This is a genomic window from Paenibacillus artemisiicola (genome assembly GCF_017652985.1).
Classification (GTDB): domain Bacteria; phylum Bacillota; class Bacilli; order Paenibacillales; family Paenibacillaceae; genus Paenibacillus_Z; species Paenibacillus_Z artemisiicola.
In genome coordinates this window covers 177118-188495 of sequence record NZ_JAGGDJ010000001.1, presented here as the reverse complement: position 1 = coordinate 188495, position 11378 = coordinate 177118, and the positions used below count along the sequence as shown (strand labels likewise).

8 protein-coding genes are annotated in these 11378 nt (G+C 66.2%); all 8 read right to left on the bottom strand.

Translation table 11 applies throughout. The annotated features are described in order from the left end of the window. Positions 1 to 6: 6 nt before the first annotated feature. The 8 genes from I8J29_RS00825 to I8J29_RS00790 all read right to left on the bottom strand — a co-directional run bounded on the left by I8J29_RS00825 (position 7) and on the right by I8J29_RS00790 (position 11366). Positions 7 to 1161, bottom strand: coding sequence for a mannitol-1-phosphate 5-dehydrogenase (locus I8J29_RS00825; RefSeq protein WP_208845692.1), 1155 nt, complete (start codon positions 1159 to 1161; stop codon positions 7 to 9). Next, a complete protein-coding gene (locus I8J29_RS00820; RefSeq protein ID WP_208845691.1) occupies positions 1158 to 1595 on the bottom strand; it encodes a PTS mannitol transporter subunit IIA in 438 nt (145 codons plus the stop codon). Before I8J29_RS00820 ends, I8J29_RS00825 begins: the two co-directional genes overlap by 4 nt. A 29-nt stretch (positions 1596 to 1624) precedes the next feature. Beyond that, positions 1625 to 3679: a BglG family transcription antiterminator gene (locus I8J29_RS00815; protein WP_208845690.1), complete on the bottom strand. Its 2055-nt coding sequence runs from the start codon at positions 3677 to 3679 to the stop codon at positions 1625 to 1627. A 61-nt stretch (positions 3680 to 3740) separates the two neighbouring features. Then, positions 3741 to 5213, bottom strand: coding sequence for a PTS mannitol transporter subunit IIBC (locus I8J29_RS00810; protein ID WP_208845689.1), 1473 nt, complete (start codon positions 5211 to 5213; stop codon positions 3741 to 3743). A gap of 367 nt (positions 5214 to 5580) precedes the next feature. Next, positions 5581 to 6738: a glycoside hydrolase family 88 protein gene (locus tag I8J29_RS00805; protein ID WP_208845688.1), complete on the bottom strand. Its 1158-nt coding sequence runs from the start codon at positions 6736 to 6738 to the stop codon at positions 5581 to 5583. A gap of 2 nt (positions 6739 to 6740) precedes the next feature. Next, a complete protein-coding gene (locus I8J29_RS00800) occupies positions 6741 to 7823 on the bottom strand; it encodes a glycoside hydrolase family 172 protein (RefSeq protein WP_208845687.1) in 1083 nt (360 codons plus the stop codon). A gap of 241 nt (positions 7824 to 8064) precedes the next feature. Next, complete coding sequence (locus tag I8J29_RS00795; protein WP_208845686.1) at positions 8065 to 9315, bottom strand: right-handed parallel beta-helix repeat-containing protein; 1251 nt, start codon at positions 9313 to 9315, stop codon at positions 8065 to 8067. After that, positions 9312 to 11366, bottom strand: a complete 2055-nt coding sequence (locus tag I8J29_RS00790; RefSeq protein WP_208845685.1) for a hypothetical protein — start codon at positions 11364 to 11366, stop codon at positions 9312 to 9314. The genes I8J29_RS00795 and I8J29_RS00790 overlap by 4 nt, the downstream gene beginning before the upstream one ends. Between the last annotated feature and the right edge of the window lie 12 nt (positions 11367 to 11378).

Genomic DNA, 11378 nt, shown 5'->3' with positions numbered 1-11378 from the left:
CTCTCGTCAGGATTTCGCTTGCTTCAGCTGCTCGTATTGCGCGGCGACCGCGGCGTGGATCGGATGCTCCTCGGCGATCGACGTGTATTTCGCGATCGTGCGATTCAGCCCGATCTCGCGCAGATCCGTCTGGATCTGTACGGCCTCCGGATCGTCCGGATTATCGAACAACAGCGCGGCCGCCATGCCGAGCGTCAGATGCTTCGTGCCGAGGACCAGCTCGTGCGCCTGCAGCGCGGGACGCACGAGGCGGTCGCCGGCCGACAGCTTGCGAATCGGCGAGCGGCCGACGCGCGCGACTTCGTCCGTCAGGTACGGGTTGACGAAGCGGTCCAAAATTTTATGAATGTAGTCCGCATGCTCCGCTTCGTCGAAGCCGTACCGCTTGACCAGCACCGCGCCGGTCTCTTCCATGGCGTGACGCACCAGCGCGGCGATCGGCCCGTTCGCCATCGCGTCCTGGATCGTCGCGAATCCGTAATAGCGGCCGAAGTAGGCGGCGACGCAGTGGCCGGTGTTCACCGTGAACAGCTTCCGTTCGATATACGGCTCGAGCCCGTTCACGTAATGGATGCCCGCGATGCGGCCTTCGCCCGGAAGCAGCTGCGATTCGTCCACGACCCATTCGTAGAACGGTTCGACCTGGACCTCGAGCGGATCCTCGTGATGCTGGATCGGCACGATCCGGTCGACGGCGGCATCGGGGAACGCCGCGAACCGTTCCGCCCGCGCCCGCTGCTCTTCGGTCAGGAGGGCGTAGACGTGCGCCTTCAATTGCGTGCTGCCGCCGATCGCGTTCTCGCAGGCGATGATATGCAGCGGCGCCGCGTCCCGCGCCATGCGCAACGCCAGCCCTTTCGCGATGCCCGGCGCGATATGCGGCAGGATGTTGACGCCGACCGCCGTGGTGACGAGGTCCGCCTGCGCGACGGCTTCCGCGACGTCGTCGAGGTTTTTGCCGTTGATGGCCGTGACGTTCTCGACGCGGATGGCCTCCTGCAGCTCGCTCGCCAGGCGCACCGTGTACGCCTTCCGCTCCTTCAGCTGCTCGACCAGCCCGTCGTTCACGTCCGAGAAGATGACCTCGTAGCCCGCGCGGGACAAGACCAAGCCGATGAAGCCGCGGCCGATGTTGCCCGCGCCGAAATGGAGCGCCCTCACGCTTCCATCCCGCTTTCGAAGATGCGCACCAGCTCTTCGGCCGTCGTCGCGTTCATGATTTGCTCCATGTTCTCGTCCTCGGAACAGATCATCGCCACGTTGGTCAAAATATCGAGGTGGTCGTTGCCCGCGGCCGCGATGCCGATCACGAGCACCGCCTTCTCGCCTTCGCCGAAATCGACGCCGCCGGGGATTTGCACGACGGACAAGCCCGTCGAGCGGATCAGCTCCTTGGAGTCGCCGGTGCCGTGCGGAATCGCCAGCCCGTTCCCCATGTACGTCGAGAGCGTCGCTTCGCGCTCCAGCATTTTGTCGATGTAGCCTTCCGCCGCGTGTCCGGCGTCGACGAGCAGCCGGCCCGCCATGCGGATCGCGTCGGATTTATCGGTTGGCCGCGCCTGCAGTTTCACTTTGTCGATCGAAAGTATGCTCATCGTAGATTTCTCCTCTATTCGTTTTGATTCTATCCGTTTTGTTTTTTGGTCTCCAGGAATTGCTCAAGCTCTTGCGATAAATATTCCTTGATCTCCTGCTCCCCGCCGTCCCGCAGCAGTTCGATCATGCGCGGCACGAGGAGGTAGGAGCTGATCTCGCTCAGCACTTCCAGGCTCTCCTTCGCCAGCTCGCGCGGCCCGAGCATGAGCAGCACTTGCCGGACGCCGGAAGGCAGGACCTGATCGAGCACCAGGTCCCGTTCCAGCCGGTACAGGCTGAGCGACGGGACGCGCACGAGCTCGCTGCGGACGTGGAAGAGCGCCAGTCCCGTGTCGGGGATGACCTGGCTGCTCTGCCGTTCCCGCTGCAGCAGCAGCCGCGCGACCGGCGCTTCGTCCGCGATGACGCCGGCCCGCCGCGCAAAGCCGCACATCGCCTCCAGCGTCTCGAGCAGGCCCTCGAACGGCTGATCCAGCCGGTAGACGCGGAACTGATCGAGAATATGGACGATTTCGGCGACGTAGGCTTGAATCCGCTTCTGCAGGTCGGCCCGCGGCCCGTAGACCGGCACCGTCTGTTCGCGGCGGCCGAGCTCGTCGTTGCGCAGCGTGACGTTCTGGATGAAGAGCCGCAGGCGCTCCGCTTCCTCCCCCGTCAGCAGCGGGCTGAGCTTGATGTACCGCTCGTCCCCGAGGGGCAATTCCACCGTCGAGATGATGAGGTCGTACGCTTCCTCCGGAATGCGCGCCGCTTCGAACCAGGAGGCGTGCCCGACGATCTCCACCTGCGGCAGCTCCTTCGTCAGGCGCACGGCGAGCATCCGGGACGTGCCGAGCCCGCTCGTGCAGACGAGCACGGCCCGGACGTTGCGGGGAAAGAGCTTCTGCCGCTCCAGCGACGCGCCGAAATGCATCACCAGGTAGCCGATTTCTTCTTCGGGGACGCGGTAGGCGGTCAGCGTCTCGTCCGCCGCCGCGCGCAGCTCGTTATACAGCGGCTCGTAATCCTTGCGGATCTGCGCGAGCAGCGGATTGCGGATGATCGCGCCGGCCCGCAGCCGGTCCAGCGCGGATTCGAGGTGGCTGAGCAGGCCGTCGCGCAGCAGGCGGTCTTCGCTGTACGGGACGCCCGTCCGCGCCTCCATGGCGCGGACGAGCCGCCAGACGAGCTCCATGTAGCCGAGCTCCTCCTCGGGCAGCAGCTGGTTCGGATGCGGCTGCCCGCGCGGCTCCAGCAGTCCGGCGATATACGCCGTCTCGGCCGTCGAGAACGACAGTCCGGTCGCTTCGGCCAGATGCGCCATGACGGCCGTCAGCAGCTCGCTCTGCCGGAAGGACTGCTGCTCCGGCCGCAGCTCGATCGGCCGGCCGAGGCCGATCCGCGCCGCCGCGATGGCGATTCGGATCAGCAGCTCCGTGTAGGCGTGCTCCGACAAGGCGCTCAGCCCGGCGTCCTCCGCCTTCCACAGCGCCTCCTCCACTTGGGCGAAGAACGGCTTGCCGGCCAGCTCGAGCAGCCGCTTCGTCAACGGCCTCGCGGCGGGATCGGCCTTCCCGAACAAATCCGATTCGTCCAGGAAATTATCGGCGAGGCGCCAAATCATCCGGCGCATGTTCGCCTCGGCGCCGTTCAGGCCGACGCCGTACCCGCGCCGTCGGACGAGGATCAGCCCGGCTTGCTTGACCGGCTCTTCCAGTTCGTCCAGGTCGCTCGTAACCGTCGGCACGGTGACGCCGAGTTCGTGGGCGAGCGCGAAGAGCTTGACGGGCTCCGCTTCCCGCAGCAGGCTGCAGGCGATGAGCAGCCGGCGCTCCTCGGCGGAATACTCGACGGCGGACGAGGCGCGAAGCGACCGGCGCAGGGTCTGCAGCCGCTCGGCGTCGCCCTGCAGCAGGATGCCGCGGCCGGATTTCTTAAGCAGCGTCACGCCCGCCTCCCGGGCGGCGTCCTCGAGCTCCGCGAGCTCCCGGTGCACCGTTCGGGTGCTGACGTTGATCTCGGCGGCGATTTCGCCCGCCGTCACTTCCTCGCTCCGGCCGAGCAGCAGCTCCAGAATCTGCCGATGCCTGTGGGTCAATTTCATGCGCGTACACCTCTTGCGGAAATGGAGATAACGCCGGCTTGGCGGCCAGCGTTACCTTGTCTTATTCGCTCAGCCGTTTGACGAGCTCGTCGTAGGCCGGGCTTTTCATGAAATTGTCGATCGAGATATGCTCGGCCTGCGGCGCCTGGCCGCGCGCCCGGTCCGTCAGCGACTTGTGCGTGACGACGATGTCCGCGTCGGCCGGAATCTCGCTGATCGCCGTATTGACGACCGTGACGCCGACGCCCGCGTCCTTCATCTTCTTGCGGAGCACGGAGGCGCCCATGGCGCTCGAGCCCATGCCGGCATCGCAGGAGAAGACGATCTTGCGCACGTCCGCCGCCGCCTTGGCGTTAACGGATGCTCCCGCCGAAGGTGCGGCCGTCACCGCTGCCGGTGCCGCGGATGCGGCTGCCGCCGCCGCGATCGGCGCCTGCTTCATTTGCTTCATTTTCTCGGACGCTTGCTCCAGCTCGTCCTCGCCTTCGGCCTGCTTGCCCGTCTTCAGCAGCAAAGCCGCCACGAGGAACGAGACGACCGCCGCCGAGATGACGCCGGTGAAGACCTGGAGCAGGCCGCCCTTCGGCGCCATGGCGGCGTAAGCGAAGATGCTGCCCGGCGAAGGCGGCGCGACCAGGCCGGCGTGGAACATCGAGAACGTGAACGTGCCGGTGACGCCGCCCGCGATGACCGCCAGGATGAGGCGAGGATTCATCAGAATATACGGGAAGTAGATTTCGTGAATCCCGCCGAAGAAGTGAATGATCGCCGCGCCCGGCGCGGACATTTTCGCCGATCCGCGTCCGACCAGCCAATACGCCAGCAGGACGCCGAGACCCGGACCCGGATTCGACTCCAGCATGAACAGAATCGACTTGCCCGTCTTCGACGCTTGGTCGAGCGCGATCGGGCTGAGGACGCCGTGGTTGATCGCGTTGTTCAGGAACAGCACCTTGGCAGGCTCGATCAGCACGTTCGCGAGCGGCAGGAGGTTGGCGTCGACGAGCGCCTGCACGCAGTTGGCGAGCGTCTTGCTCACGACCTCCACCACCGGTCCGACGACCAGGTAGGCGATGATCGCCAGGATGCCTCCGATGATGCCGGACGAAAAGTTGTTGACGAGCATCTCGAAGCCGGACTTGACTTTGCCCTCGATCGCCTTGTCGAAGCGCTTGAGCACCCACGCCGCTGACGGCCCGACGAACATCGCGCCCATGAACATCGGAATGTCCGTGCCCACGATGACGCCCATCGTCGTGACGGCGCCGATGACGCCGCCGCGCGTGCCGTGGATCATCGTCCCGCCCGTATACCCGATCAGGAGCGGAAGCAGGTACGTGATCATCGGCGAGACGAGCTTCGCCAATTCCTCGTTCGGAATCCAGCCCGTCGGGATGAACAGCGCGGTGATGAGGCCCCACGCGATGAAAGCGCCGATATTCGGCATGACCATGCCGCTCAGGAAGCGGCCGAACCGCTGTACGCGGACTCTGGCGCCGCCGGCGGACGCGCGTTGTTGTGCTGCTGTATCCATAAGGATAGCCTCCCCAGTTGCGAAATATATGTTGCTTGGTTTGTGTCCTTATCGTAAAGCCAAGCGGCCGAGGGTTCAATCAAATGTAAATCGCTTTCAGTCATGATCGATGTTGACATCATTTTCGCTGACCGGAAACGAACGCCGCTAGTATGCCCGCCGAACCCGGTTCGATGCGGGAGTTTCCGAGCGCGGCGCGGCGCCCGTTCCGCGGCCCGAGCGACCCCGGGAACGCCAAAAAAACCGCGTCGCTCCCGGATGGAGCGACGCGGTTTCTCGGCGTTGCACGGAAAAGTAAAAACGACGGTCACGGTCCAACTAAGAGGAACGGTTTGTCTCGACTACAGGTCCCCGCATCGCGGTCACCCTACCAGAAAAAAGCCGTCCGCCCCTTCAGCTTCAGCAGCGCCTCGGCGAAGAAGTAATCGCCGTAAATAATCGGCACGTCGACGTACGCGTTCTTCTCGTAGTAGCCCGTCGCGTGCAGCAGCAGCCCCTGCTCGTCCTGCTCCCACGCGCCGTAGCGTTCGTCGAGCGACCGGACGATCGCGGCGCCCGCGGAACGGTAAAACTCCGCGTCCGCGCCGCCGGCGTGGGAAGCGAGCTCGAGCAGGCCGGAGGCGGCGATCGCAGCAGCCGAGGAATCGCGCGGCATGCCCGATACGTCCGGCAGCCTGAAGTCCCAGTACGGCACCTTGTCCTCCGGCAGCCGGGCGAGGAAGAATTGCGCGACCCGCTTCGCGGCGTTCAAGAACCGATGCTCCCCCGTGTAGCCATAGCTGAGCGCGAAGCCGTGCAGCGCCCAGGCCGCCCCGCGGGCCCAGGCCGACTCCGGCGCGTAGCCCTGGCCGGCGAGCGCGCCGACGCGTTCGCCCGTCTCCGGGTCGAAGCAGACGATATGGTACGCAGAGCCGTCCGGGCGGACGAACTCGCGCAAGACCATATCGGCGTGCCGCATCGCGATATGCTTGTACCGCGGGTCGCCGAGTTCCTTCGACGCCCAGTAGAGCAAAGGCAGGTTCATCATGCAGTCGATGATCGCCCAGCCGCTGTGGTCCTCGCCGTTCCAGTCCGGCCAGGCGCGGATGAAATCGCCGTTCACGTTGAACCGGCCGGCCAGCAGGTTGGCCGCCATGAGGCCGTGGCGCCGGGCGTCCGCGTCCCCGAGCAGCTTATGCTGCGCGACGCTGCTCAGACTGAACATGAAGCCGACGTCGTGGTGCAGCTCGTCGTACGCGGTCAGCGTCTCGGCGAGCTTCCGCTCCAGCGCCTCGGCCGTCTCGCGCAGCTTGGCGTCGCCGGTCTCGCGGTAGGCGAGCCAGAGCAGGCCGGGCCAGAAGCCCGCGCCCCAATCGTGCGCCGGGCAGGCATTGTACCGGCCGCCGAGCGACGCGTGCGGGAAGCTCGCGCCGATGTCGGCCGCGTTGCGGGCGATCTTGGCGGCCGTTCGATTCCAAGCCGACGCGATCCACGCTTCCGTATCGGCCGCTTGTCCCCTTGCGTTCGTATCCGTTTCGCGCGTCATGGTCAGATCACCTCCAGGCCGTCCGGGTCCGGCAGCGCCGGATGCGGCGCGTGCGGCTCCGATTGGTACCAGTACGAGACGGACGCGATGTCGTCCTGCAGCGGCAGGTAACGTCCTTCCGAACGCCAGCCGAGCGCCTGGATCGTCACGCGCAGGTCGGATTCGAAGCGGATCGGGTCCATGACGTGCCAGCGATACATGCCGAAGCGCTGCTGGCTCTTGTACAGCCCGTCCGGCTTGATCACCTGCGGCATGCCCAGGTACGCCGTCGAGAAGCTGCCGTATTCGCCGTACGGATGCTCGAAGTTCCACGCCCCGCCGAAATAATCTTCCGTGCCGGTGCCGCAGATCGTCGGGTACTCCTTGTCGCCGTCCAGGAAGAACTTGATCTCGCCTTCGCCCCACCAGCCGGTATTGTTGACCTGCCAGGCAATATAGGTCCCGACGTAATGCCCTTTGCCCGTCACGCCGTCCAGCAGCGTATGGACGTCTTTGTAAGGCAGCGGGTTGCTGCGGCGCCACTGCGCGTGGAAGTACGCCGCGTCGTCCGGCACGTCGGTTAGCGTATAGGTCACCTGATAATAGAGTATGACCGGCTTGACCGAGCGGTTCTCCACCGTAAGCCGCGCGTGCTTGCGGAACGGCATCGTCCAATAGCTGTTCATGCCGCCGGCCGGATTGACCGCGATCGGCAAGGAATTGACGTTGCTGCGCTCGCACCAGCCGTTGCAGAAAAAGTCGCCGAGCGGTACCTCGACGGAAGGCTCCGCCTCTCCGTCCCAATAGAAGCGGAGAATCAGGTTGCGCCAGTTGTTCGGCGAGCAGGTCAGCCAAATATGCTGGATCGCGCCGGGGCCGTCGATGTCCGCCATCGCGAACGTCGCGCCCGGCTGAAGTTCGACCGACGGGGACACCTTCCAGCCGACCCCGAGATCGCGCGCGCAGCCCGCGCCCGTGCCCTCCGTCGCCATTCCCCCGCGGCCCTTCGCCCCGTCGAAATTTTCCGCGCTGGTCGAACGCGTCTTGGCGTCCGACAGCAGGTGCAAATTGCCCAAATGCAAGCCCAGTCCGTTGAATCCGTTCATTGCGTCGTTTCCTCCTGTCGGTAGATATGGATGGTCCGCTTCCCGATGGAAGAGGAACGGCATGCCGTTCCTCTTCCATCGGGAAGCGAAAGCGCGGCTCCGGTTGCTTCTGAGCGTAATTATAGATGCCGCGGGCCCTTCGCCATATACTAAAAACCGGACATCCGTTGACCTTCGTTATCCAAAATCAAAAAGCGGGCGAGGCCCGATCGCCTTCGCCCGCTTCCGCGCGCCCATTCCGCTATTCGAACGTGAAGCGCGCCGCGCCTTCGCCGAGCCGAACGGCGGTCCGCTGGCGTCCTTGAGGCGCGGCTGCGGCCTGCTCGCCGGTCATCCTCGCCTCCGTCGCGCCGCCGGCCGCCGCCGTCGCCGCGGCCGGCTTGGCGTCCGCCGCTCCGTCGATCGCGTTTCCGATGAAGACATTGTCCGCCGCCGCTCCGCGGACGACGATGCCGCAGCCCTCTCCGTCTTCGCCGCCGTTGTCCGCGATGGCGTTGCGCAGCCACCGGTTGCCGTTCGCCCCGTTGCCCGGCTTCTCTTCGCGGAAGTCGACGCCGCATTCGCCGTTCCCGCGGATTTCGTTGTCGGCGAACAAATTGTACGAGTCCTTGTGGCCGATGGAGATGCCGCAGCTGCCGTTGCCGTTCATCCGGTTGCGGACGAACTCGCCGTACCGCACCCGCCAGCAGATGAACAGGCCGGCCAAGCCGTTGCCCTCGAGCCGGCAGTCCGCGACGACGGTGCGGGCCGTCCCGGCGCCGGGGTGCAGGCCGGAGCCCGCGCAGTCCGTCACCGCGCAGCGGCGCACCTCCACGTGCTCCGTGATCTGCCACGAGATCCCGTCGCCGTTGAAATTCCGGACGGCCACGTTCTCGATGCGGCAGTCGCCGGCCTTGTACAGGTAAATGCCGCCCGCGCGGCAGCCGCCGATCGGTTCGTTCCGCTCGCCGCTTCCGTCCACCGTCAGGTCGAGAATGCGCACATGACGGGCGTCGCGCACCTCGATGACCGAGCACGCGTTCGTCACCGTGCCGCCGTGGTCGGCGATGTAATCGCGCTCCAGATGGCGGTCGAAGTACAGCATCCGCCCCTCGACGCGCGTCACGACCGCGGTGCTCTCGTCCCAGCCCCACTTCTGCTTGTCGTCGAACAGCTGAAGGCCGGTCCCCGGCTCGAAGCCGGACGGATCCTCGACTTCGGCCTGCAGCTCGCCGTAATCGGCGTCGGTCACGAAGCGCGTCTTCACGCCGCCGCTTTTCTTCAGCACGGTGTTCGGGCCGCGGCCCTGCAGCGTCATGCCGCCGTAAAGCCGGATCGGGCCGGTCGCGCGGTACTCGCCTTCGTCCAGCAGGATCGTGCCCCCTTCCCCGCCGCGGCGCAGCTCCTCGACGGCCGCTTGAACGGCGGCCGAGGAGAAGCCTTGAACCTCCGCGCCCGGCCCGCCGACCGTGATCGTTCTGCCCGTGCCGGACAGCATGGATTCCCGGATCATAGCGGCGCTCCTTCCGCCGACGGTTCCGTCAGCCCGTACTTCTCGAGCAGCGCGCGCCGGTGCGCCTTGACCCGCAGGAAGCCTTCCGCTGCCGCGCCGTTGCCCCAATCGAAGATCGTGAATTCGCCGATGCCTTCGCCGTTCTCGTCCGCGACGCCGCCGTGGCCGTAGTTTTCCATCATGAAGCCGTAATCCCGCTCGCCGAAGAACGGATGCGCCTTCTCCCACTGCGCCTTCGTCCTCGGATTCTCGGGGCAGTACATCATGACGAACGCGCAGCGCAGCGCGGCCAATCCGCGTTCGACGTATTCCTGCCGGCCGAGCAGCTGGCCGTAGTCGAGGATGAGCTCGGCGAACAAGCTCTGGCGCGCGTCGTTCCATTCGCCGTCGGCGTTCATGACGCCGAAGCCCCCGAGGGCGTTCACGTGAATGTACGGCGGCTGCCACGAAGCCTGCGTCATGAGCAGCTCGTCGAGGCAGCGCTCGCCGAGCCGCAGATAGCGGTCCTCGCCGGTCGTCCGATGACAAGCAAGCAGCGCTTCGGCCGTCCAGAACATAGAGAAATTGCACTGCTTGAACATGTCGTTGCGCTCGGCCTTGCGGCCGAGCAGCGTATCGCTGCCATAGCCGGAGCACGACCAGTACGTCTCGAAGTCCTCCCAGCGTCCGACGGGAACGATCTCCTCCGCCACGGCGTCCATCGCCTTCAGGGCGGCCGTCCGGTACGCGTCGCTGCCGGTCAGCTCGTACAGCTTCAGCAGGAACGTCACGGACATCGACGTCTCCGGCGATTCCGCCAGGACCGGCAGCGGCTGCAGCGTCGCGGCGTCCAGCCAGGCCGGGAAAAACCCTTTGCCGTCCTGCAGGCGCAGCAGCGCCTCGCCGTAACGCTCCGCGTACGCGAGCAGGCGTTCGTCCGGTTCGAGCTCCTCGTGCCAGCGCAGCATGAGCAGCGCGGTGAAGCTCATGTCGAGGATATGGTACGGCGCTTCCTTCGCCGAGCGGGTGACGGGATTGCGGTTGGAATTGCCCCAGTACGCCGTCTCCCAGCCTTTCGCGCGGCTCACGGTCCTGCCGCCGGCGTCGATTTGCTCCATCTCGGCCGCGATGACGGCCGGGAAGAAGCCCTCCCGCCGGGGCGCCGACAGCGCCAGCTCCTTCATCAGCCGGGCGCGCTCGAGATGCTCCCGGTTGCCGGTCTCCAGCCCGTAGCGGTACAGCCCCTGCGCCGAACGGAGCGAGCTGAACCAGGCTTGATTCCAGATCGAGCGGAATTCCCGTTCGTTCACCGGCCCGGGGTAGTTCGGGCTCTGCGTGACGTTCACGATGAACACCGGCGCGCCGACCGTCCTGCCGTCCAGCTCGAACTGCTGCCACACCGCGTCCTTCCAGTCCTCGAACGCCCAGCGGTACGCGTGGTCGACGTACGGCTCGAGCGGCCGTCCGAGCGGCTCGCCGGCGCGGAACAGCGGGCCGCCCCACCCGCTCCACAGCAGATCGAGGACGGGCCGCCACGGATTCCGCGCGTAATCCGGTCCTTCCCCGGTCAGCACGAAGAAGCCGAATTCGACGGTTCCCGCAGGATACGCCGCGCCGGCTTCCCGTTCGTACAGCACGTGCTCGGCCACGCGGTAGCGGCTCATGCCGAGCGTAAGCCGGTTATCCCGGGCGTTCAGATCCATGTACCAGCGGACAGGCGAGCCCGCGAGCAGCAGGTCGAGGTCGGGCACGACGGCCAGCCAGCGGTCCGCGTCGTGCACGATCAGCGCCGGCGAGCGAAAGCCGTGCTGGTCGATGATATGGCGGTCGGTCGGCGTCAGATGCGGCGCCCAATGGAAGGTCGGCGCGAAGGCCGGCGCGATGTCGATCCGCCAATCGTCCTGACGGACCGGCTCGGGCAGCTCGAAGCGCAGCTTGACGTTCACCCGGCCGACGCCGGCGCGCGTCGCGTCGACCGCGGGGCGGACGCCGCCGAGCGATGCCGCCTCCATGCTCGCGATGAACGCGGCGAGCGCGCCGTCAAGCGGCACGCGGGTAGTTTCGTTGGACACGGTAGTTCCTCC